The sequence below is a fragment of the Pectobacterium carotovorum genome (assembly GCA_016415585.1).
In the GTDB taxonomy this organism is placed as follows: Bacteria; Pseudomonadota; Gammaproteobacteria; order Enterobacterales; family Enterobacteriaceae; genus Pectobacterium; species Pectobacterium carotovorum_K.
On sequence record CP066552.1, the window covers coordinates 1,048,789 to 1,070,632 of the forward strand.

The window sequence follows — 21,844 nt, forward strand, 5'->3', positions numbered from 1 at the left end:
ACGTACACTTACCTTTAACCGTTTGGGTTTGGTTACATGAAACAGTTAAAAATTGCGGCGAATGCAGCGGTTGCCACCCGTTTAATCACGACGCGCGAGATTGTCGCGTTGAGTCAGACTGACTTCACTGATGTGGCGGCGGTCGTGGTTTCTATTGAGGAAGCCCGTAGCGGCATTCTGTCGATATTGCAGCACACCGGTTTTAATATTCCGGCGTTTGTCGAAGAGCCTGATGAAGATAAAGAGTTAGATGTTCTGCCTGCGGGAAGCGAATGGCTGGTTCTCGATGACGAAGGCGAGCACGCGAACGTGCTGGAACGTGCAGCGAAAGCCTATCAGGATGCGCTACTGCCGCCGTTTTTCGATACGCTGACCAAGTACGTCAACATGAAAAACACGACGTTTGCCTGTCCGGGGCATCAGGGCGGCCAGTTCTTCCGCAAGCATCCGGCGGGGCGTCAGTTTTTTGAGTTTTACGGTGAGAACGTGTTTCGTTCGGACATCTGTAACGCGGACGTTAAACTGGGTGATTTGCTGATCCATGAAGGCGCGGCGAAGAAGGCGCAGAAGCATGCTGCGCGCGTGTTTAATGCCGATAAAACCTATTTCGTGTTGAACGGCACCTCCTCGGCGAACAAAGTGGTGACGAACGCGCTGCTGGCGCGTGGCGATCTGGTGCTATTTGACCGTAACAACCATAAATCCAACCATCACGGTGCGCTGATTCAGGCGGGGGCGACGCCGGTCTATCTGGAAACCGTGCGCAATCCGTTCGGTTTTATCGGCGGCGTGGATGCGCACTGTTTTGATGAGGCCTACCTGCGCAAGCTGATTGCGGAAGTTGCGCCGGAACGCGCCAACGAGGCGCGCCCATTCCGTTTGGCCGTCATCCAGCTCGGCACCTATGACGGCACGATTTATAACGCGCGTCAGGTGGTCGATAGCATCGGGCACCTGTGTGACTACATTCTGTTTGACTCCGCCTGGGTCGGCTACGAGCAATTTATCCCGATGATGGAGCAGTGCTCGCCGCTGTTGTTGGATCTGAATGAAAACGATCCGGGCATTTTCGTGACTCAGTCGGTGCATAAGCAGCAGGCTGGCTTCTCCCAGACCTCGCAGATCCACAAAAAAGACACACACATCAAAGGCCAGCGTCGTTTCTGCAACCATAAGCAGCTGAATAATGCCTTTATGCTGCATGCTTCGACCAGCCCGTTTTACCCGCTGTTCGCTGCGCTAGACGTCAATGCCAAAATGCACGAAGGGGCAAGTGGGCGTCGGATGTGGATGGACTGCGTCAAACTGGGCATTGAGGCGCGTAAACAGCTGCTAACGCGCTGTTCGCTTATCAAACCGTTCGTGCCTGTGACGGTGGGCGGTGTGCTCTGGCAGGATCACGATACGGAGACGATCGCACAGGACGTGCGTTTCTTCAACTTTGAACCGGGCGAGAAATGGCACGCGTTTGAAGGGTACGCGGAGGATCAATATTTTATCGATCCTTGTAAGTTACTGCTGACGACGCCGGGAATTGATGCGATTAGCGGCGATTATACTGAATTTGGTATTCCGGCGACGATTCTCGCCAACTATCTGCGCGAGCACGGCATCATCCCTGAAAAATGCGACATGAACTCAATCCTGTTCCTGTTAACGCCAGCGGAAGACTCAGCAAAAATGCAGGAGCTGGTGAATGCGCTGGTGCATTTCGAAACGCTGATCGCCCGCGATGCACCGCTGAGCGAAGTGCTGCCCAGCCTGTATCAGAAATACAAAGAGCGTTATCGTGGTTACCGACTGCGTCGGCTGTGTCAGGAAATGCATGATTTTTACGCTCAGCACAACGTGAAAGATCTGCAAAAGGCGATGTTCCGTAAAACCGAGTTTCCGTCAGTGGTGATGCTGCCACAAGATGCTAATAGAGAATTTGTGCGCGGAAATATCGAACTGATTCCTATCGACGAAGCGGAAGGGCGTATCGCGGCAGAAGGCGCATTGCCGTATCCACCGGGCGTACTGTGTGTCGTGCCGGGTGAAACCTGGGGCGGGGCGGTACAGCGCTATTTTCTGGCGCTGGAAGCGGGAATTAACCTGCTGCCCGGCTTCTCCCCAGAATTGCAGGGTGTCTATAGCGTCGCGGAAGAAGATGGCAGCAAGCGTCTGTATGGTTACGTAGTAGAACAGTAATTACGGATGTGGGTAGGCTAAGAAACGCAGGCTCGGAAACGAGCCTGCGTTTTTTCTGCCCTAAGATATTGGTCTCTTAACGCAAATCAGATTCCTGCTGGTTGGCGAGTTTCACCGCTTCACGCTGCTTTTTCAGCCCGCGCCAGCCGATAATCAACATGATTGCCAGCACTGGAACCGTTGCAATCGTCCAGGTGCCGTTCGGGTAATCAAACGCCATCAATCCCAATACGCTCACCAGAAAAGCCAGCGTCAGCCAGGATGTCACGGGCGCACCGGGCATTCTGAACGCTACCGGTTTGGCTTTCCCCTGACGAATCGCTTTACGCAGCTGCATCTGACACAGAATGATGAACGCCCAGGAGCAGATAATGCCGAGCGAGGCGATATTCAGGACGATCTCAAACACCTGCGATGGCACCACGTAGTTCAGTACCACGCCGATAATGTGGATGCCGACCGTGACCAAAATGCCGGTATAGGGCACGGACTGGCCGCTCATTTTCGACAGGAAAGCGGGCGCCGAACCACCCAGCGACAGCGAGCGCAGAATGCGTCCCGTCGAGTACAGACCGGAGTTCAGGCTGGACAGCGCGGCGGACAGCACCACGATATTCATGATCGTGCCGATATAAGGAACGCCCAGCTTGCTGAAGAAGGTCACGAACGGGCTTTGTCCGGCCTGATAGGCGTTCCACGGCAGCAGGCAGACCAACAGCGCAACGGAGCCGACGTAGAACAGGCCAATACGCCAGATGACGCTGTTGACCGCTTTCGGCAGCACCTGCTCTGGGTTTTTACATTCACCTGCCGTCGTCCCGATGATCTCGATACCGGCAAAGGCAAATATCACCCCCTGAACCAGCACCAGCGCAGGCAGAATGCCGTGTGGGAACAGGCCGCCGTTATCGGTAATCAGGTGCAGGCCGGGCGTGTTGCCGTCCAGCGGGCTGCCTGTGCCGAGATAGACCGTGCCGACTACCAGAAAAATGGCGATAGCCGCGACCTTAATCAGCGCAAACCAGAACTCCATTTCAGCAAACCACTTCACGCCGATCAGGTTCATCAGCGTGACGATGGATAGCGCACTCAGTGCAAACAGCCACTGTGGTACATCGGCAAAGGTGCCCCAGTAGTGCATGTAGAGCGCGACGGCGGTGATGTCGACAATCCCGGTCATCGCCCAGTTGAGGAAGTACATCCAGCCTGCGACGTAGGAGGCTTTTTCACCAAGAAACTCACGCGAGTACGACACGAAGCTACCGCTGGTGGGGCGATGAACGATCAGCTCGCCCAGCGCGCGCAGAATGAAAAAAGAGAAAATGCCGCAAACCAGATAGACCAGCGCCAGAGCTGGCCCTGCCATTTGCAGACGAGCCCCCGCACCAAGAAACAGTCCGGTGCCGATGGAACCGCCAATTGCGATCATCTGTACGTGGCGGTTGCCGAGACTTTGGTGATAACCCTTTTCGTGGAGACGCTGCTGAGAAGCATGATGCTCGCTATTGGTTGAGGAATGTTGTGTCATTTACTCGGTGTTTTCCTGTCTGTCACGCATCTCGTGGTGACGCGTTTTCTATTATTATTTAAAATTCAAATGATTACGTTTTTGTCTGCGACGTTTTTTTTATGATGCGTTGAGCGCGGTAAGCCGCATGGCAGAAAACAACGGCAGCGATGCTACCTTTTCCTGTGTGCTGTGGCAAAAAATGGATAGCAGGAAAGTGTGTCAGAGCGTGATGGCGTGGGGGATCGCGGTGTGTCAGGCGGGGAACACCCTTCACCGCTCCGGTTATGTGATAAAGACCGGAGCGGGATGAAGCGCAAAAGGTGATGGGTTACACGCCGATATCTGCGCGCGTCGGCCCCTGAAAATGGATGGCGTTGATATGGCAACTGCGCGGCTGGACGAGCACGAAACGCATGGTTTCCCATATCGAGCGGGCGTTCAGCAGATGCTCGCCCATTTTTTCCCCGCCAGCGGGGTTGTCATCCAAGCCGGTGACCTCAAAATCTGGCGGATAAAACCCCGTCACGCGGATATTTTCCTGTGCGACATGATGCGCCAGATTCCGGCTAAAACCGCTCATGCCGTGCTTGGCAGCGAAGAACGCGGGGTGGGCGATAGAGTCGTGGAACTGCGGGAGGCCGCAGACGGAAACCATCGCCAGAATATCGGCACCTTGTGAACGACGTAAGCTCGGCAACAGTGCTTTGGTGAGCAGAATAGAACCGGTCAGGCCGGAGTTGACGGTGCTGACGATATCCGCATCGGTGTCTTCTTCTCCCAATCCACCTTCCAGCCATTGTGCCGCGCTGAGTACCAGAATATCGACGGGCGTACTGTCTTCCAGCAACTGTGCGGAAAAGGCTTTAACCGAATCAGGACTGGCAATATCGCACTGATACGCACGCGCTGTACCACCCTCCTGATGAATGATGTCGACGCTGGCCTGTGCATCGGCCAGTTTGCGGGCGCAAAGATCGACCTTCACCCCTTCGCGAGCCAGCCAGACGGATACCGCTTGTCCAAAGTCGCGGCCACCGCCAGTGACAATCGCGCGCTTACTTTTCAGCATCATATATTCCCTTGGCAAAGAATGTGCTTCCGTTGCTGCGTATCCGGCGACAGAGCGGGACGCAGCATAAATGTGTTCGTTAGGTTTTCTGCGAATCGGCCTGTGCTGCGTCTTCTTCCGCCTGCCGTAGAATGGCTTTGGCGACCCACTGCGTGACATCCTGAATGCCGTCCTCTTCCAAATGCCAGATATCTTTCAGCACCAGGAAAACCTCCGAGCCATAAATAAGCGATAAGGCATAAATCACCCGCTGTTGTGCTTCCGGCGTGATTTTTCCTTCCAGCGGTTCGGTGGCAATTTTGAGCAGACGTTTGCGATTGCCGCGTGTCAGCGTATCCGTATGCAGGCGATTGGAGCGACGATCGGCCCATTGTTGCAGTGAAAGATGTAACGCTGCACGCAGCGCACCTTCATGCTCCAGCATTCTTGGGTAAGCAAAGTGCAGCAGTTCAGACACGCGTTCACTGGCGTCCGGCTGTGTCGGGTGCCACGCCAGAATCGGACCAAGGCTTTCGCCGACAACGGCGGAGACTAACGCACTTTGCGTCGGAAAATAGCGGTAAGCCGTCGCGCGTGAAAGCTGAGCCGCAGCAGCAACATCGGTAATGGAAGGGAATATGCCTTGATCGAACATATTCATGGCGGTATCAATTAGTAAACGACGGGTTTTCGCCCGTGTTGATGTCAGTTTTTCATCCCGTTCAATCACATAGACCTCATTGAATTTTCGGGCCGGACGCTATCGGGCAGTACGGCGTTGTCGCCTGAACTATAGCAAATTGCGTGATTCTAGTGCCACGTCAAGCTTTCTTACTGTTAATGTAATGTCATTCATAACATTTTGAGACTTTTGTCTCATTTGGGTATTTAATGGTTTGTCTTTCTGATACTCAAGTCTCAATATGGCGGCGAATTAATCTAGCCTGTTTTTAGTTTTTATAATTTTCATTTATATCAATCTGTTAATTGTTTCGCTAACGGTGGGAGGGATACCAAGTGGGAAGTGAAGTTGGCAGCGTTTATATTGCAAGTACCGCTGATACTAAAGGAAAAGAACAGATTTACGTCCGCGATCTGATTGCCGCTACAGGCTTAAAAACGGTCACGATCGATCTGTCAACGACACCGCCGTCAACGGATTCACAGGTGTCAGATGCGACAGATATCAGCGCAGCAACGGTGGCATCGTACCATCCGCAGGGCGTATCGGCGGTGTTTTGCCATGACAGAGGGCTGGCTATTAGCGCCATGGCCGTTGCATTTGAGCACTTCATGCTGTCTCGCGATGATACTGCTGGGCTGCTCGGGCTTGGCGGTTCTGGTGGTACGGCACTGATTACGCCCGCGATGCAGGCTTTACCGATTGGTATGCCGAAGCTGATGGTCTCGACGATGGCCTCCGGCGATATTTCCGGCTACATCGGCGCCAGCGATATCAGCATGATGTATTCCGTTACCGATGTGGCGGGCCTGAACCGTATTTCTCGTCAGGTTCTCGGCAACGCCGCGCACCAGATTGCCGGTGCCGTGAAGTTTCATATTCAGGAGCATCATGACGATAAACCCGCGATTGGCCTGACCATGTTTGGGGTTACGACGCCGTGCATTCAGGAAGCCAGCGCATTGCTGGAGGCAGAGTTTGACTGTCTGGTCTTTCACGCGACGGGTAGCGGTGGGAAAGCGATGGAAAAGCTGGTGGACAGCCATTTGCTCACTGGCGTGCTCGACCTTACCACGACAGAGGTGTGCGATTTACTGTTTGATGGCGTGCTGGCCTGCGGGCCGGAACGGTTTGATGCGATAGCCAAGACGCAGGTGCCTTACGTGGCGTCTTGCGGCGCGCTGGATATGGTGAATTTTGGCGCGCCCGCCAGCGTGCCGGAGAAATACGCGCATCGCCTGTTCTACAACCACAACGCGCAGGTCACCCTGATGCGTACCACGATAGATGAAAATATCGTGATGGCGCGCTGGATTGGGGAGAAACTCAACCGCTGTGAAGGCGACGTGCGCTTCCTGATCCCAGAAGGCGGCTTCTCCGCGCTGGATGCGCCGGATCAGGCATTCTGGCACCCGGAAGCACGTGACGCGTTTATCAGCACGTTGGAGAGCGTCGTTCAGCAAACGGCAAGACGACAGATTATTCGTCTGCCTTTCCATATTAACGATCCTTTATTTGCCCATGCCGCAGTCGATGCGTTTCGGGCGTTAGTGAAATAAGAAGGGAGAAGCATGATGTCAGGCATTAATCGTCAGGAACTGCTGGCAAAATTTCGCGACATGATCGCGCGTCGCGAGCCGATTATCGGCGGTGGTGCGGGAACGGGGCTTTCCGCGAAATGTGAAGAATCGGGCGGCATCGATCTGATCGTGATCTACAACTCTGGGCGCTATCGCATGGCGGGGAGAGGTTCGCTGGCTGGCCTGTTGGCTTACGGCAACGCGAATGAGATCGTCGTGGATATGGCGAAAGAAGTGCTGCCGGTTGTGAAGCACACGCCGGTGCTGGCAGGCGTAAACGGAACCGATCCTTTCTGTCAGTTTGATAAATTTCTGGATGACCTGAAAGCGCTGGGTTTCTCTGGCGTGCAGAACTTCCCAACCGTTGGGCTGATTGACGGTAATTTCCGCGCCAATCTGGAAGAAACCGGAATGGGGTACGCGCTGGAAGTGGACATGATTCGCCTGGCGCACGAAAAAGATATGCTGACCACGCCTTACGTGTTCAGTGCGGCAGATGCCGTCGCGATGACGAAAGCGGGGGCGGATATTATTGTGCCGCACATGGGGTTAACCACTGGCGGTAATATTGGGGCGGAAACGGCGCTTAATCTGGCGGATTGCGTTCCGTTGATTAATCACTGGGCAGATGAGGCGAAGTCCATCCGTAAGGATGTGATTGTGCTGTGTCACGGCGGACCGATTTCAACACCGCAGGACGCACAGTTCATTATGGATCACTGCCCGCAGTGCGATGGTTTTTACGGTGCCAGCTCTATGGAGCGGCTGCCGACAGAAACCGCGTTAACGGCTACTACACAGCAATTCAAAAAAATTAAGCGTTAACAGACTTTTTTGGCTCTATACCTAGCCGATGTCCTAAAGCAGGAAGAAGGCAGGTAAATTGCGCCAATATCAGGGAATGCGGCCAGCACATGCTGGCCGTAGTTTTTTGTGTCCTAAACAGAGGTACTAAATAGCGTTTTAGGTCGCACAGGGAAGAAAGTCATTGTTATAACTGCTATTTTTCACAGTGCAGAAACTTCGGAGAAATAGGTATGACATGGCGCATCACGATAGGATTGATAACGAATTTGCTACTCAGCTTTGCCGTTATGGCGAATGTTGGCATTGGGTTTCAACAAATAACGCTGGCTGATGAGGCCAATAATAGGCCGCTGGAAGCTGCCGTATTTTATCCGGTTTCATCATCACAACAGACTGCGATAATCGGTGAGAATCCTGTATTTCCCGGTATCGCCGTAAGCAAAAATGCCGTGCCTGAGTCCGGTGAATATCCCCTGATTGTGGTTTCACACGGCTATGGCGGGAGCTGGTTTAATCAACTCTGGCTGGCACAGGCGTTGGTCAAGCAAGGCTATATTGTTGCCGCGCCTAATCACCCAGGAACGACCACTAAAGATATGCGGGTTGAGAAGGCTCAGGAGTTATGGCTACGGCCCAACGATATTAGCCGCGTTATTACCGCTTTACTCGCTGCCCCAGAAAAAACGGGGCGTGTTGATGCGCAGCGTATTGCCGCTGTTGGCCATTCGCTGGGGGGATGGACGGTATTGGAGTTAGCGGGCGGGCGTTTTAGCACGCAGCAATTTGAGCGTGATTGTCTGACGCATGTTGGGCTGGCGTCCTGCAAAGCCTATGAAAAGATGCATATCGCAAAGAATGCGTCATTACGTGCGCAGCTTGATAAGCCATTGGCGGATCCGCGTGTCAGTGCGGTGGTATCGCTGGATATGGGGCTGGCGCGAGGGTTTACCGCGGAGAGTCTTGCGGCAATACACATTCCTGTTTTGATCGTTGCGGCGGGGTATCCTAATGAGGAACTGCCTGCCGAGCTGGAATCTCACGATTTGGCACAGAAGCTGTCACCAGCGCATTCAGCCTATAAGGAAATTGCCGATGCGACGCATTTTAGCTTCATGCAGATTTGTAAGCCGGGTGCCATTGAGATCATTAATGCCGAGAACCCAGGGGATGGCATGATTTGTCTCGATGGCGGCGCACGTCCGCGTGAGCAGATTCAGCAGGGCGTTGTGAAGGACATTAGCGATTTTCTTCAGGCGGCGTGGCGGAAGCCGTAGCCTGTGCCCGAAGTGGGTGCTGACTACGCCAGACGCTGGGGCTCATCCCCGTGAGTCGCAAAAACTCGCGGTTGAAGTTTGATTTAGTCTGAAACCCGCTTTCCAGCATGATATCCGTGATTCGTGCATCCGTTTGGCTGAGGAGGCGTTTAGCCTCCTCAATTCGGTATTCGTTCATCACCTGCGAGAAATTACGACCGTGCACGCGGTTGATGGTTTCGGACAGGCGTCTTAGCGGTATTCCCATGCGCCGGCTCAGGCGCTGAAGTGTCATGCTGGGGTCGGTGTATAACGCATGCGTGCGAATGAAGTCATCTAACGTTTTCGCCAGTTGGTGTTCATCATCGGTAGCTGGTAGCGCTTCCGGTTTCTGGTCATGTGTAACGCTAAGCTCAGCCTGCGTGTGTTGTGCAGAGTACGTGACGATAAGCAGGGTCAATATCGCCAGCATGATGATGTGGAATACGGTGATGATGGTCGCTGCGCTATTGCCGCTGTAGAAGGCGATATCCAGTGCGATGACGATATCGATAGCGCCGGAGATAAGCACATACAGTCCGGCGATAAACGGTGCGCTTTTCCACTTGGGCAATGACGTTTGCAGACGGTGAGCGCTGTAAATCAGCGTTGCCCCATAGCCGAAGTAAACACTTACCAGCATCAGATCGATGAGTGGAACGGTTGTTCTGTTTTGGATGGCGCTTGCGCCAAGGATGAGTAAGGGCGGTAACAGATGCCGGAGAGATCGTCGACGGTTGCGGTTTAAGGCATCTGAGACCTTTTCTCCATAGGGGAACAGGCAAAGCCATAACAGTGGCGGAATGGATGCGGCAATGGCAGGTTGGATAAATGAGGGTAAGGCAACATGGCCGCCCCAGCGTAACGCTACCACTGTCAGAGCAAGACAGCTCACGCCGATGAGTATCGCCTCTGCTTTGGTATTGCGCGTTTTAGTCTCTTTATTTTGAATAGCCAGAAACTGGATGCGAAAAAACAAAATAACCAGCAGAAGTGCGGTAATAAACGGTAAAGGAATCGCGGTCATCGTGTTTATCAACAACGTTATTGTAGATATCTGGTCTGATGAAACCGCGCTACCGGAGTAAACTCGGTAGCGCGGCGTTCTGTGGTGCGCATGAATTAGCGGCGGTAATTTTTCTGTGCCGTGTTCACTTTGTACAGATAGCGGCGTGATTCGCCAGACGGATGCTTCGTCGTCAGCGTTTGGTAGACATCGCCCGGTGACATGTTGTTGATAATGCCCACAGCGCGCTCGCGATCGCTGGAGAAGACGCGCAACACGCTGCCTGCGCCACCGTTATATGCGGTGATGACGGCGTAGCGTTTCGACGTTGGGTTTTCAATACCGGCCAGATAGCTGTTCTTCAGAATCGACAGATAGGCGGTACCCGCGTCGATGTTTTGTTCTGGATCGAACAGATAGCTGCGGCTCGGCTGTCCCCATTTCCCTTTCATCTTGAAGACGTCGCGTCCTGCGCTGTGCTGCACCACCTGCATCAGACCCAGTGCATCGGAATGGCTGACGGCGTAAGGGTTGAAGCTGGACTCTGTCTGCATAATCGCCAGAATCAGCGACTCTTCAATGCCGTAACGCTCGGAAGCCTTACGCACCAGCGGCAGGTATTTGTGTGCACGCTTGTCCAGATGGTTAGGGACGAGCTGCATCGTGACCGACCAGATTACGTGCAGGCCGGAGGTACGTTTTTGCAGACGGTTCTGGAGCAGATAATCTGCGAAGCTGGCGGCACGGCCTTCCCAGCGGATCGGCTGTCCGGTGTTATCCAGTACCTGTCCATACAGCAGCGGCTCGCGGCTGATTTGAATATCGTTAGCGTCGGAATACAGGTCGGTGTTACTGGCGTCATCGCCCATCAGCAGGGTCGTGATAATCGCCTGACGCAGGCTGGCAACGGAGTTGGTTGCCGAAATGGTTTCGATAGTGATTGAACCGGCATCAAAGTTGATGTGGCTACGCGTCTGATATTGATCGGTGTATTTGACGTAGTCTTTTGGGCCAGCGATCAGAACTTCATTCATCCCCCAGATATTTTCGATGTTGTGAGCAAATTGCCCCATCAAAATATCGAAGGCGTTGGTATCCTTGAGAAACTCTTCGTTGTCGGCATTCCCTTTGTTTCCCGAACAGGAAACCAGCAGTGGTGCAATCACCAGCAGCGCTAACATTTTCTTCATATAACAAGCCGTGTCGGAATGGGGACGTAAGCGGGCCCGAAAGCCCGCAATCTCAGTGGCTCGGAGGCGTATAGCCTTCGATGTGTACGTCCTTCCCTTCAAACAGGAACTTGATCATTTCCTGTTCCAGTAGCTTACGGTCGTCAACATTCATCATGCTGAGCTTTTTCTCGTTGATCAGCATGGTTTGCTTGGTTTGCCATTGCGCCCAGGCTTCTTTAGAGATTTCGTTATAGATGCGCTTGCCCAGATCGCCGGGATAGAGCTGGAAATCCTGCCCTTCGGCGTCGCGTTGTAAAAAAGTACAAAAAATCGTTCTGCTCATGCTTCTTCCTCATCAATTGCGCAGGCATTCAAACGTGTTGACTGCGGGTGAGCCAACTCCCTCAGCAGGCGTTCTACCGGGGCGGCCAGTCCGACAGACGGCGGCTGCGCTAAGTTATACCAGAGACCTGCACCGTCATCCATGCAGGACCTGTTTTGTGAGCGATCGGTCTGCGATACGTCCAGCCAGAGCGGAACGATATCCAGATGAAAATGGCTGAATGTGTGGCGGAACGCGACAAGCTGTTGCAATCCATCAGGATTCAGACCACGTTGTTGCAGCCAGAGTTCCAATTCCCGACGTTCGCTGAACTGCGGGAAGCAAAATAGCCCGCCCCACAGGCCGACGGCGGGGCGCTGTTGCAGCCAGACTTGAGAACCCTGTTGCATCAGCAGGAACCAGCCAGTTTTCTCTGGCAGCGTCTGCTTCGGTTTCTTGCCGGGGTATTGCGCCCAGCTGTGGTTGGCGTAGGCAATGCAGCCGGTGCTCAGCGGGCACAGCTCGCACTTGGGGCGGCTGCGGGTGCAGACTATCGCACCGAGATCCATCATCGCCTGATTAAACTGGCTGACGCCCTCTGCTGGCGTGACGTCTTCACTCCGCGCCCACAGTTTCTTTTCGACCTCTTTCTTGCCCGGCCAGCCGTCAACGGCGTAGCAGCGTGCCAGCACGCGCTTCACATTACCGTCGAGAATCGGGTAATGCTGACCGAGAGCGAGCGACAGCACCGCGCCGGCGGTGGAACGCCCGACGCCCGGCAACGCCGCGACTTCATCAAAGGTGGTGGGGAATTCGCCGCCGTGACGTGACACGATGGTCTGTGCCGCTTTGTGTAGATTACGCGCACGGGCGTAGTAGCCCAGCCCGGTCCACAAGTGGAGCACTTCATCCAGCGGTGCTGCCGCCAGTGCACTGACGTTCGGAAAGCGTTCCATAAAGCGTTGGAAATAGGGGATAACCGTGGTGACCTGCGTTTGTTGCAACATCACTTCGGATAGCCATACTTTATAGGGAGTTTTCTCAAGCTGCCACGGCAGGGTTTTGCGGCCATAGCGTTGGTACCAGTCCAGCACCTGATGGGCGAACTGTTGCGCTTGCATCATAAAATGGGGTCACTATCCGGCAGGTAAAAAGTTTGATAGCGATTCCAGCACAGAGTGAATGTGCTGTAAACCGGAACTTTCCGAGGCAGTGGGCTTGCTAAACCACGGTATCCTTGCATAATGCGCGTTTCCTTAACGAAATCGGACAGCAAGTAAGCACTCTTTATGATTAACAACGTCATTTCACCGGAATTTGATGAAAATGGGCGCCCGATGCGTCGTATCCGCAGTTTTGTCCGCCGTCAAGGGCGCTTGACCAACGGGCAGCAGCTGGCGCTGGATAACTACTGGCCGGTGATGGGCGTGGAATATCAGACCGAGCAGGTAGATTTTAACGCGCTATTTGGCCGTGACGCCCCTGTGGTGCTGGAGATCGGTTTTGGGATGGGCGCCTCGCTGGTGACGATGGCCGCACAGCATCCCGAGCAGAATTTCCTCGGTATCGAAGTTCACCTGCCGGGCGTGGGGGCATGTCTCGCTGCCGCACAGGAAGCGGGAATCAGCAATCTGCGCGTGATGTGTCACGATGCGATCGAAGTGCTGATGAATATGATCCCGGATGGCTCACTGTCTATGGTTCAACTCTTCTTCCCCGATCCGTGGCACAAAGCCCGCCATAATAAACGCCGTATCGTTCAGGTGCCTTTCGTCCAACTGGTACAGAGTAAGCTGAAAGTCGGCGGCGTGTTCCACATGGCAACAGACTGGGAACCTTATGCGCAACATATGCTCGAAGTGATGACCTCTGTCACCGAGTACCGTAATCTTTCCAATAATAATGAGTACGTTGAGCGGCCGGAGTCCCGTCCGCTGACGAAATTTGAAGCACGCGGCCAGCGTTTGGGGCATGGCGTGTGGGATCTGATGTTTGAGAGGATAAAATAAAATGGCACAAGCTCGTAGCCGTCGTTTACGTAAAAAACTTCACATTGATGAGTTTCAGGAATTAGGTTTTTCTGTCAGCTTCCGCTTTCCAGAAGGCACTAGCGTCGAAGATATCGATAAGCTGATGGATAAGTTCGTTGACGACGTCATTGAACCACAAGGACTGGCATTCGAAGGCAGCGGTTATTTGCTCTGGGAAGGCCTGATCTGTCTGCAAAAAATCGGTCACTGCACCGAAGAGCATCGCCAACTGGTGAGCCGCTGGTTGGAAGAGCAGAAACTGACGGACGTGAAAGTCAGCAACCTGTTCGATATCTGGTGGGATCTGCCAGAACACCTGCTGTAATCCTTGGTCTTATCAAGGCATGCCTGAGCTGATTCTGGCTCAGGCGTTATCCGCCTCATCAAAGGGCGGATTGTCGCTCTCCCGCCACTGCCGTTGTTTTCTTCAGGAGAAAATATGTCGCGTAAAATAACCTTGGGTTTATTGATGTTGCTGTCCTGGCAAGCGCAGGCGGCCTACCAGTGCAACGTGAATCCGCAGGACGACATTGTTATCAGTCCGCAACACGTACAGGTCGTGGGTGCCAGCGGCAATTTACAGCTTTCCCCGCAGGGCGATATCGTCCGTAACGGTACACCGCTGACCCTGAACGCCGAACAGCGCCAGAAAGCCAAAGCCTATCAGGCGGATTTACGCCAGCAGCTGCCGTGGATCGATCAGGGTGCGCAGCAGCATCTTGAAAAAGCGCGAGTCGCGCTGGATAACGTCATCGTGCAAGAGCTTGGCAGCGACAGCAATGTGCGCAATCGTCTGACTACGCTGGATAAACAGCTCAAGCAGCAGATGAACCGAATTATCGAACACCGCAGCGATGGCCTGACGTTCCACCATCAGGCGATTAAGCAAGTTGAGCAAGATGGCAAACAGCTCGTACAGCAAAGCATGGGCGGCGTCTTGCAGGACAGCCTGAACGAGATGGGCGTAAAACAGATGTCCAGCGGCGGCAACCCGCTACAGGCGATGATGGGCAACCTCGGTGGCTTGCAGAAAGCGATTCAGGCCGAGTGGAACAATCAGGAACTGGAGTTCCAGCGCTTCGGTAATGACGTATGTAGCCGCGTCACATCGCTGGAAAACCAGCGTAAGAGTCTGTTGCAGACGCTGAAGTAATCGTTCAACGTTCTGTACAACGCATTAAAGAAAACCGGGCGATGCCCGGTTTTTTGCGTTTATGGTGCTGGAAACGTGAAACGACGGTGGATCGCTTCCAGCTCGTCAAGGATCTCGCCGTCCAGCGCCAGGTTCTGGCTGTCGATGTTGATTTGCAGCTGTTCCAGTGTGGTCGCGCCCAGCAGCGTACTGGCGACGAACGGCTGCTGACGCACAAACGCCAGTGCCATTTGCGCCGGATCCAGACCGTACTTTTGCGCCAGCGCTACGTATTCAGCAACCGCCGCCTGAGCCTGCGGGCCAGTATAGCGAGTAAAGCGGCTAAACAACGTGTTACGCGCATTGGCCGGTTTCGCGCCGTTCAGATATTTACCCGTCAGCGTACCGAACGCCAGTGACGAATAGGCGAGAAGTTCCACGCCTTCATGCTGGCTGATTTCCGCCAAGCCGACTTCAAAACTGCGGTTCAGCAAGCTGTAGGGGTTCTGAATCGACACGATACGCGGCAGATCGTGTTTTTCCGCCAGATGCAGATAGCGCATCACACCCCACGGCGTTTCGTTGGAGACGCCGACGTAGCGGATCTTACCGGCACGCACCTGCTCATTCAGCGCTTCCAGCGTTTCCAGCAGTGTCACGACCGATTTGTCTTCAGTATATTGCGGTTTGTCATCCGTATATTGATAGCTCAGCTTGCCAAAGCAGTTGGTCTGGCGCTGTGGCCAATGCAACTGATAGAGATCGATATAGTCGGTGTTCAGGCGTTGAAGGCTGGCATCCAGCGCTGCACGGATGTTTTTTCTATCCAGCGCCTGCTGTGGACGGATGCTGTGATCGTTTCCGCGCACGGGGCCGGAAACTTTACTGGCCACAATCAGTTTTTCACGTCCGCCACGGGATTTCAGCCAGGAGCCGATATAGCTCTCGGTTAACCCTTGTGTTTCCGGGCGTGGAGGAACGGCGTACATTTCTGCTGTGTCAATCAGGTTAACACCCGCGGCAATGGCGTGATCTAACTGGGCATGAGCGTCTGCTTCGCTGTTCTGTTCGCCAAAGGTCATCGTACCAAGACCCAGCACGCTCACTTCTAAAGAACTATGGGGAATTCGGTGATATTGCATTGCCAGCTTCCTTATGTCTGAAAATAGCAGGCGCATTTCCCGTCATTTCCGCATGATTTGCTGCGATTCCAATGAGTTTGGGAAAACACACCTGAATTCGACTATAAACGAAGCCGTGGCAAGTGGGGAAGTCTCTTCTGTTGCCCTTCAGCAGGATTTTGCCGAAGAGCATCGCTTGATGAGAGAAATATCAGGCTAACGTTGCCGTTAGCGCTGCACGATCTGGGAGACTTGATCGCGGTTGATTTGTTTCTGATTACCTTGTTCATCGGTATAGCTGAGCAGCCCGGTATCTTTATCCAGCACGGGTTTTCCCTGTGTCAGGAGCATTTGCCCCTCTTTTGTCGCCATCACGTAGTCACTGGAACAACCTGCCAGAGTGAATAATAACGCCAGTGTAATTGCCATTTTCATCCGTACTTTCATCATATTAACCCGTTCATAAATGTCAAAATCTAAGGTGAGTCTAGCAAATGGCTGCGGGGGATAACGTAGGAATAATGGAAAAAATGTGTTTGGAGGGAATTAATGTTGTGTAATCAGGCAGCCGATCGCCGCCTGATTATAGGTCTTTAGCGAGAAAGACGAGGCGAGACGGCGATCAGTGCGACGTTTTCTCTTTTTTACTGCGCAACAGATTCAGTGCCTCGACGGACATCGAGAAGAACATCGCAAAGTAGATATAGCCTTTCGGTACGTGGACGTCGAAACTTTCCAGAATCAGGGTGAACCCGACCAGGATCAGGAACGACAAGGCCAGCATTTTGACGGACGGATGGCGTTCGACAAACTCGCCGATAGGGCGTGCAGAGAACATCATCACAAGAACGGCAATAATGACCGCAGCCATCATAATAAACAGATGGTCAGACAGGCCGACGGCGGTGATAACCGAATCCAGGCTGAAGATAATATCCAGCATCATGATCTGCACAATCGCGCCAAAGAAGGAGTACACCTTGGAAGTATGGTCTGCTGAACCCCCCTCGACAGTTTCATGAATTTCCATACTCGACTTCCAGATCAGGAAGAGTCCCCCGAAGAACAGAATCAGGTCGCGTGTAGAAATTTCATTATCGAGTACGGCAAACAGCGGGTCGGTCAGACGCATGACCCAGGCAATGGAGGCGAGCAGTCCCAAACGCATCAACATTGCACCCAGCAGTCCGATGCGGCGAGCTTTGTTTTGTTGGGCTTTAGGCAGTTTGGCGACAACCAGAGATAGGAAAATAATGTTATCGATCCCAAGAACGATTTCCAGAATAGTCAGCGTTCCCAATGCTAACCATGCGTTCGGATCAACAATCCAATCAAACATTATATCAATACACCTTAAACGAAACGTAAACGATATTATACTCTGCCAGCTTAGTGCGTAGGCAAGCGAAAGTGTGATGTCATAGATATATAACTGTCATACTTCGCATGCGGCTCGTGTGTTGGCTCCCTTTTGCTCTGGGTCGGCGTCAGGATTTTCCCAGGTCGATTCCCTTGTCGCACGGTTGTGGCGTATGGAGTGCGGCGTATCAGGCTAGTGTACGATGAAGCGTGGTGCTGATGAAGCATACGACTCACAGAACATCGCGCTAATGCCACATGGTGCTAATGAAACTTAGTTGCTGAGTTTCATAAAGTGTCGCGCCAGTAGCGGTGCGGTAAACGTTTTTTTCAGATAAAACCCGCGCGGTAAGGTTAGAACCGGTTGACCAAACTCGCCAATTGCCTCCGTTAAGGCCCGGCTATTTGCTGCCTTGGGGCGTAATTGCAGTACTTCGCCATGTCGGGCGGTGATGCTTTCTACCCGACCAAGTACGATCAAGTCCATCAACTCTTCCCAATCGCAGCGCAGCTGTTCCTCTTCTTCTTCATTGGGGCTCCAGATCAGCGGCGTGCCAATACGGCGTTCCCCCAGCGGAATGTGGCGTGAACCTTCCACTGGAATCCACAGTACCCGAGCAAGCTTGCGTCGCACGTGGCTGCTTTCCCACGTTACGCCGCTATTGCCTGTTAACGGGGCGACACAGACGAATGTCGTTTCCAGCGGTTTGCCCTGTTCATCAATTGGGATGGTTTTTAGCTCAACGCCGATGCCGGGGAAATCCTGCTCGGGCTTGCTACCTGCGCTTGCACCCAGAAAACGTTCCAGTAAGACCCCAATCCAGCCTTTATCACGTTTCAGGTTGGCAGGAAGAGGCAGAAGAGCGATGTCCGCTAATTCCGCGAGATTATAACCCGCGAGAGATTGAGCGCGTTCCAGCAACGTGTGCTCACTTGGTGGCGCAGTCGTGTGAACCGTGGGTGAATTCATAGCGTATAGCCCGATGTTTTTCCGCTCAAAAAAAATACAATACGTGGAGAATACCAACGCACAGCCTAGACGACTGTGGAGAAAAACAATAATAGCATGATTCGTAGCGCTTTTTTTTAGTGTGATGGCGATCACTTAACACCGTTTTGCAAACTGTGCACGTATAGCCACTGACAATAAACAGGATCTTACACTAGGTTATCCACAGATTTCTTGGATAACCCACATAAACATGAATTACTGGTTCGATTTACAGCCTTGACGCCCAGCCTCTTTGCTGTTTTTGCCTATTTATTGCCTGACTTTGAGGCATTCCCTGTGGATAAAATCGGCATAGTGCGATCTTTCGCCAATCTTGCGTTGTACGCCATTTGAACAAAAAATAAGGGGTCGAAATTTCAAGTAAAATGGTTTGTAATTTCATGAATAAAAAGCACTATTTTTTAATTCGCATTAATATTTTTTCTTCATGAAAAATGAGTTTTACTCACTTCTTCATGGGTTCTGCACAAAGATGTCCACAGAAAAAGTGAATAAATTGCCGATTCTGGTCTTCACATGTTTATAACTTTGATCTTATCTGTGGGTTATCTTACTTTTATTCGTATCACATGCTTTCTAAGCAGTGGTTTACCGCCTGACGGGAGTGTGAAACAATCAGGTCATCTTTGCATTGATGTTTATCGAGGTAGTCCGGTGATCGATGATGATGGCTACCGCCCAAACGTTGGTATTGTAATTTGTAATCGGCAGGGGCAGGTGATGTGGGCCCGGCGCTATGGTCAGCACTCCTGGCAGTTTCCGCAGGGGGGGATTAACCCCGGTGAAAGTGCTGAGCAGGCGATGTACCGCGAACTGTTTGAAGAAGTCGGGTTAAGAAAAAAGGATGTGCGCGTATTGGCATCTACCCGTAACTGGTTACGCTATAAATTACCAAAGCGTTTGGTGCGTTGGGATACAAAACCGGTCTGTATCGGCCAAAAGCAGAAATGGTTTTTGCTACAGTTGATGTGTAATGAGTCGGATATCAATATGCAGAGCAGCGGCACGCCGGAATTTGATGGCTGGCGCTGGGTGAGTTACTGGTATCCGGTACGTCAGGTCGTTTCTTTTAAGCGAGATGTGTATCGTCGCGTGATGAAGGAATTTATCAACCCGGTGATACTGCTTCAGGAGAGTGTTGCGGCTCGGGTGGTTACGCCATCCGGTCCTCGGCGAAAAAGAGGGTAATTCAGGCACATTATGCTCACGCGCTTGCGAGAAATTGTCGAAAACGTTGCGGCAACGGCCCGACTTAGTGATGCGCTGGACATTCTGGTCAATGAGACCTGTCAGGCTATGGACACGGAAGTCTGTTCCATTTATCTGGCCGATCACGATCGTCAATGCTATTACCTGATGGCAACGCGCGGGTTAAAAAAAGCCGCGCGGGCGCACGGTTACGCTGGCGTTTGGGCAAGGTATTGTCGGGCTGGTCGGGCAACGTGCTGAGCCTATCAATCTGGCCGATGCTCGCGCCCATCCCAGTTTCAAATATATCCCCGCGGTGAAAGAGCAACATTTCCGATCTTTTCTTGGCGTTCCCATTATCTACCGCCGCCACCTGCTGGGCGTATTGGTAGTGCAACAGCGTGAACATCGTCAGTTTGATAAAAACGAAGAATCGTTCATGGTGACGCTGGCCACGCAGATGGCCGCTATTCTCTCTCTTTCGCAGATAAAAACGCTCTTCGGTCAATACCGCCAGACGCGCGTTAAGGCGCTGGTGGCTGCACCGGGTGTGGCGATTGCCCCCGGCTGGCAGGATTGTACCCAGCCCTCTCTGGAACAGGTTTTCCCTGCGTCGAGTCTGGACAGTGAGCGCGAACGCTCCCGCTTAACGCAGGCGCTGGAAGAGGCAACGGCGGAATTCCGTCGCTTCAGCAAGCGGTTTAGCGCCAGCGCGCAGAAAGAGAGCGCGGCGATTTTCGATTTGTATTCGCACTTGCTGAATGATGCGCGGCTAAAGCGTGAACTCTTTCAGGAAGTGGATGCAGGTAATGCTGCCGAGTGGGCCGTCAAGCTGGTGATCGAACGTTTTGCCGCGCAGTTTACCAATTTGCAGGATACTTACTTGCGCGAACGCGCCGGCGATCTACGCGCGTTGGGGCAACGGCTGCTGTTCCACCTCGACGATAACGCGCAAATCATGGGGCAATGGCCTGAGCGCTTTATTCTTGTGGCGGATGAATTAACGGCTACGCTTTTGGCGGAACTGCCGCCGGAGCGGTTGGCGGGTGTTGTTGTCTATGACGGTGCAGCCAATTCGCATGCGGCAATTCTCGTCCGTGCCATGGGCATTCCGACGCTAGTCGGCGCGGACATTCAGCCTGACATGCTGCATCAGCGCCTGCTGATCATCGACGGCTATCGCGGCGAGTTGCTGGTCGATCCCGAACCCGTGCTGGTACAGGAATACCAGCGCCTGCTGACGGAAGAAAACGAGCTGACCCGTCTGGCTGAAGGTGAAATGGAGCAGCCTGCCGTGCTGAAAAGCGGCGAGCGCATTCAGGTCATGCTGAATGCGGGGCTAAGCGCTGAGCACGAAAAACGCTTTATCAATCAGGTCGATGGCGTGGGGCTGTACCGCACGGAAATTCCTTTTATGCTGCAAAGCGGCTTTCCGTCCGAAGATGAGCAGATGGCGCAATATCAAAGCATGTTGGCGCTTTACCCAACGCGCCCTGTGATGTTGCGCACGTTGGATATCGGCGCGGATAAGCCGCTGCCTTATCTGCCTATCAGCGAAGAGAACCCGTGTCTCGGCTGGCGCGGCATTCGTATTACGCTCGATCAGCCTGAAATCTTTCTGATTCAGGTGCGCGCCATGCTGCGTGCCAACGCGCATAGTGGCAATCTCAACATCCTATTGCCGATGATCAGCAGTCTGGATGAAATCAGTGAAGCACGTCGCCTGATCGATCAGGCCGCAGGCGAAGTGGAGGAATTACTGGGCTTCCCGCAGCCCAAGCCGCGAATTGGGATCATGATTGAAGTCCCGTCGATGCTGTTCCTGCTCCCCCATCTGGCTTCTCGCATCGATTTTGTTTCGGTTGGCACCAACGATCTGACGCAGTATTTGCTGGCAGTAGATCGTAACAACGCCCACGTGGCATCGCTTTATGACAGTCTGCATCCTTCCATGTTGCAGGCGTTGAATATGATCGCCGTCGAGTGCGAGCGACATAACATTCCGCTTTCCGTGTGCGGTGAAATGGCGGGAGAAGCGCTCGGCGCATTGCTGCTGACCGGACTGGGTTATCGCTCGTTCAGTATGAACGGGCGCAGCGTGGCGCGAATTAAATATCTGCTGCGCCAAATTACGCTGGCTGAATCGCAGTCGTTGGTGAAGCAATTGCTGAATGCACAGAGCGCGACGGAAGTCCGGCAGTGGGCGGCGATTTTCATGGAAGAGCGTGGATTGGGCGGCTTGATTCGCGGCGGGCGCTAATTCGTCGCGGTGCGCTCCTTAGTTATGAACATACTCTAAATAATTCAAGTTTCAGGACAAAACGTTAACGTTTTGAACAACGCACACGCAACTTGAAGTATGACGAGTATAAATGTTTTACAGAACTTTTCCC

20 protein-coding genes and 1 pseudogene are annotated in these 21,844 nt (G+C 53.1%); 10 read left to right on the plus strand and 11 right to left on the minus strand.

The features are described 5' to 3' along the window. Nucleotides 1–36 precede the first annotated feature (36 nt). Nucleotides 37–2,190 (plus strand): ornithine decarboxylase, encoded by a 2,154-nt coding sequence (locus JFY74_04685; protein ID QQG29365.1) that lies wholly within the window; start codon nucleotides 37–39, stop codon nucleotides 2,188–2,190. 76 nt (nucleotides 2,191–2,266) lie between these two features. On the opposite strand, the gene ansP is transcribed toward JFY74_04685, so the two are convergent. Next, the gene (ansP, locus tag JFY74_04690; GenBank protein ID QQG29366.1) at nucleotides 2,267–3,718 is read right to left on the minus strand and encodes an L-asparagine permease; all 1,452 of its coding nucleotides are present in this window, start codon (nucleotides 3,716–3,718) and stop codon (nucleotides 2,267–2,269) included. A gap of 127 nt (nucleotides 3,719–3,845) precedes the next feature. Here ansP and JFY74_04695 point away from each other — a divergent pair, with 127 nt between their 5' ends. After that, nucleotides 3,846–4,010, plus strand: coding sequence for a hypothetical protein (locus JFY74_04695; GenBank protein QQG29367.1), 165 nt, complete (start codon nucleotides 3,846–3,848; stop codon nucleotides 4,008–4,010). An 18-nt stretch (nucleotides 4,011–4,028) separates the two neighbouring features. Here the strand turns inward: JFY74_04695 and JFY74_04700 are convergent, their stop codons facing one another. Both JFY74_04700 and JFY74_04705 read right to left on the minus strand, forming a co-directional pair. Continuing rightward, nucleotides 4,029–4,769: an SDR family NAD(P)-dependent oxidoreductase gene (locus JFY74_04700; GenBank protein ID QQG29368.1), complete on the minus strand. Its 741-nt coding sequence runs from the start codon at nucleotides 4,767–4,769 to the stop codon at nucleotides 4,029–4,031. 79 nt (nucleotides 4,770–4,848) lie between these two features. Next, entirely contained in the window at nucleotides 4,849–5,478 is a 630-nt protein-coding gene (locus tag JFY74_04705; GenBank protein ID QQG29369.1) for a TetR/AcrR family transcriptional regulator, read from the minus strand. Nucleotides 5,479–5,765: 287 nt separating this feature from the next. Here JFY74_04705 and JFY74_04710 point away from each other — a divergent pair, with 287 nt between their 5' ends. The 3 genes from JFY74_04710 (at nucleotide 5,766) to JFY74_04720 (ending at nucleotide 9,091) form a co-directional block, all read left to right on the plus strand. Further along, on the plus strand, nucleotides 5,766–6,989 hold the full coding sequence (locus JFY74_04710; GenBank protein ID QQG29370.1) for a Tm-1-like ATP-binding domain-containing protein: 1,224 nt from the start codon (nucleotides 5,766–5,768) through the stop codon (nucleotides 6,987–6,989). Between the two features lie 12 nt (nucleotides 6,990–7,001). Then, nucleotides 7,002–7,835, plus strand: a complete 834-nt coding sequence (locus JFY74_04715) for a phosphoenolpyruvate hydrolase family protein (GenBank protein ID QQG29371.1) — start codon at nucleotides 7,002–7,004, stop codon at nucleotides 7,833–7,835. A gap of 212 nt (nucleotides 7,836–8,047) precedes the next feature. Then, nucleotides 8,048–9,091 carry an alpha/beta fold hydrolase gene (locus tag JFY74_04720; GenBank protein ID QQG29372.1) on the plus strand — a complete coding sequence of 348 codons (1,044 nt, stop codon included), beginning with the start codon at nucleotides 8,048–8,050 and terminating at the stop codon, nucleotides 9,089–9,091. Here JFY74_04720 and JFY74_04725 read toward each other — a convergent pair. The 4 genes from JFY74_04725 to mutY all read right to left on the minus strand — a co-directional run bounded on the left by JFY74_04725 (nucleotide 9,054) and on the right by mutY (nucleotide 12,733). Further along, nucleotides 9,054–10,136 (minus strand): helix-turn-helix transcriptional regulator, encoded by a 1,083-nt coding sequence (locus tag JFY74_04725; protein ID QQG29373.1) that lies wholly within the window; start codon nucleotides 10,134–10,136, stop codon nucleotides 9,054–9,056. The genes JFY74_04720 and JFY74_04725 overlap by 38 nt on opposite strands. A gap of 95 nt (nucleotides 10,137–10,231) precedes the next feature. Further along, nucleotides 10,232–11,305, minus strand: a complete 1,074-nt coding sequence (gene mltC / locus JFY74_04730) for a membrane-bound lytic murein transglycosylase MltC (protein ID QQG29374.1) — start codon at nucleotides 11,303–11,305, stop codon at nucleotides 10,232–10,234. Between the two features lie 52 nt (nucleotides 11,306–11,357). Then, nucleotides 11,358–11,630 carry an oxidative damage protection protein gene (locus JFY74_04735; protein ID QQG29375.1) on the minus strand — a complete coding sequence of 91 codons (273 nt, stop codon included), beginning with the start codon at nucleotides 11,628–11,630 and terminating at the stop codon, nucleotides 11,358–11,360. Continuing rightward, nucleotides 11,627–12,733, minus strand: coding sequence for an A/G-specific adenine glycosylase (gene mutY / locus JFY74_04740; GenBank protein QQG29376.1), 1,107 nt, complete (start codon nucleotides 12,731–12,733; stop codon nucleotides 11,627–11,629). The genes JFY74_04735 and mutY overlap by 4 nt, the downstream gene beginning before the upstream one ends. A gap of 165 nt (nucleotides 12,734–12,898) precedes the next feature. Here mutY and trmB point away from each other — a divergent pair, with 165 nt between their 5' ends. From trmB to JFY74_04755, 3 genes are all read left to right on the plus strand, one after another. Further along, complete coding sequence (gene trmB / locus JFY74_04745; GenBank protein ID QQG29377.1) at nucleotides 12,899–13,618, plus strand: tRNA (guanosine(46)-N7)-methyltransferase TrmB; 720 nt, start codon at nucleotides 12,899–12,901, stop codon at nucleotides 13,616–13,618. 1 nt (nucleotide 13,619) lies between these two features. Further along, on the plus strand, nucleotides 13,620–13,964 hold the full coding sequence (locus tag JFY74_04750; GenBank protein QQG29378.1) for a YggL family protein: 345 nt from the start codon (nucleotides 13,620–13,622) through the stop codon (nucleotides 13,962–13,964). A gap of 114 nt (nucleotides 13,965–14,078) precedes the next feature. Further along, the gene (locus JFY74_04755) at nucleotides 14,079–14,792 is read left to right on the plus strand and encodes a DUF2884 domain-containing protein (GenBank protein ID QQG29379.1); all 714 of its coding nucleotides are present in this window, start codon (nucleotides 14,079–14,081) and stop codon (nucleotides 14,790–14,792) included. 59 nt (nucleotides 14,793–14,851) lie between these two features. Here JFY74_04755 and JFY74_04760 read toward each other — a convergent pair whose 3' ends face one another. From JFY74_04760 to mutH, 4 genes are all read right to left on the minus strand, one after another. Further along, on the minus strand, nucleotides 14,852–15,913 hold the full coding sequence (locus tag JFY74_04760) for an NADP(H)-dependent aldo-keto reductase (GenBank protein ID QQG29380.1): 1,062 nt from the start codon (nucleotides 15,911–15,913) through the stop codon (nucleotides 14,852–14,854). A gap of 207 nt (nucleotides 15,914–16,120) precedes the next feature. Further along, complete coding sequence (locus JFY74_04765) at nucleotides 16,121–16,339, minus strand: YgdI/YgdR family lipoprotein (GenBank protein ID QQG30446.1); 219 nt, start codon at nucleotides 16,337–16,339, stop codon at nucleotides 16,121–16,123. 175 nt (nucleotides 16,340–16,514) lie between these two features. After that, nucleotides 16,515–17,231: a TerC family protein gene (locus JFY74_04770; protein QQG29381.1), complete on the minus strand. Its 717-nt coding sequence runs from the start codon at nucleotides 17,229–17,231 to the stop codon at nucleotides 16,515–16,517. A gap of 294 nt (nucleotides 17,232–17,525) precedes the next feature. Further along, the gene (gene mutH / locus JFY74_04775; protein QQG29382.1) at nucleotides 17,526–18,221 is read right to left on the minus strand and encodes a DNA mismatch repair endonuclease MutH; all 696 of its coding nucleotides are present in this window, start codon (nucleotides 18,219–18,221) and stop codon (nucleotides 17,526–17,528) included. Between the two features lie 696 nt (nucleotides 18,222–18,917). On the opposite strand from mutH, the gene rppH reads away from it, so the two are divergent. Next, nucleotides 18,918–19,451: an RNA pyrophosphohydrolase gene (gene rppH / locus JFY74_04780; protein QQG29383.1), complete on the plus strand. Its 534-nt coding sequence runs from the start codon at nucleotides 18,918–18,920 to the stop codon at nucleotides 19,449–19,451. Between the two features lie 12 nt (nucleotides 19,452–19,463). Beyond that, nucleotides 19,464–21,711, plus strand: a pseudogene (gene ptsP, locus JFY74_04785) (phosphoenolpyruvate--protein phosphotransferase). Nucleotides 21,712–21,844: the final 133 nt, after the last annotated feature.

Excerpts from the sequence above, each read along its gene's own strand:
- JFY74_04685 (QQG29365.1), top strand. The coding sequence starts at position 37 with ATGAAACAGTTAAAAATTGCGGCGAATGCAGCGGTTGCCACCCGTTTA.
- ansP (QQG29366.1), bottom strand. The coding sequence starts at position 3,718 with ATGACACAACATTCCTCAACCAATAGCGAGCATCATGCTTCTCAGCAG.
- JFY74_04695 (QQG29367.1), top strand. The coding sequence starts at position 3,846 with ATGGCAGAAAACAACGGCAGCGATGCTACCTTTTCCTGTGTGCTGTGG.
- JFY74_04700 (QQG29368.1), bottom strand. The coding sequence starts at position 4,769 with ATGCTGAAAAGTAAGCGCGCGATTGTCACTGGCGGTGGCCGCGACTTT.
- JFY74_04715 (QQG29371.1), top strand. The coding sequence starts at position 7,002 with ATGATGTCAGGCATTAATCGTCAGGAACTGCTGGCAAAATTTCGCGAC.
- JFY74_04720 (QQG29372.1), top strand. The coding sequence starts at position 8,048 with ATGACATGGCGCATCACGATAGGATTGATAACGAATTTGCTACTCAGC.
- JFY74_04725 (QQG29373.1), bottom strand. The coding sequence starts at position 10,136 with ATGACCGCGATTCCTTTACCGTTTATTACCGCACTTCTGCTGGTTATT.
- mltC (QQG29374.1), bottom strand. The coding sequence starts at position 11,305 with ATGAAGAAAATGTTAGCGCTGCTGGTGATTGCACCACTGCTGGTTTCC.
- JFY74_04735 (QQG29375.1), bottom strand. The coding sequence starts at position 11,630 with ATGAGCAGAACGATTTTTTGTACTTTTTTACAACGCGACGCCGAAGGG.
- mutY (QQG29376.1), bottom strand. The coding sequence starts at position 12,733 with ATGATGCAAGCGCAACAGTTCGCCCATCAGGTGCTGGACTGGTACCAA.
- trmB (QQG29377.1), top strand. The coding sequence starts at position 12,899 with ATGATTAACAACGTCATTTCACCGGAATTTGATGAAAATGGGCGCCCG.
- JFY74_04750 (QQG29378.1), top strand. The coding sequence starts at position 13,620 with ATGGCACAAGCTCGTAGCCGTCGTTTACGTAAAAAACTTCACATTGAT.
- JFY74_04755 (QQG29379.1), top strand. The coding sequence starts at position 14,079 with ATGTCGCGTAAAATAACCTTGGGTTTATTGATGTTGCTGTCCTGGCAA.
- JFY74_04760 (QQG29380.1), bottom strand. The coding sequence starts at position 15,913 with ATGCAATATCACCGAATTCCCCATAGTTCTTTAGAAGTGAGCGTGCTG.
- JFY74_04765 (QQG30446.1), bottom strand. The coding sequence starts at position 16,339 with ATGAAAGTACGGATGAAAATGGCAATTACACTGGCGTTATTATTCACT.
- JFY74_04770 (QQG29381.1), bottom strand. The coding sequence starts at position 17,231 with ATGTTTGATTGGATTGTTGATCCGAACGCATGGTTAGCATTGGGAACG.
- mutH (QQG29382.1), bottom strand. The coding sequence starts at position 18,221 with ATGAATTCACCCACGGTTCACACGACTGCGCCACCAAGTGAGCACACG.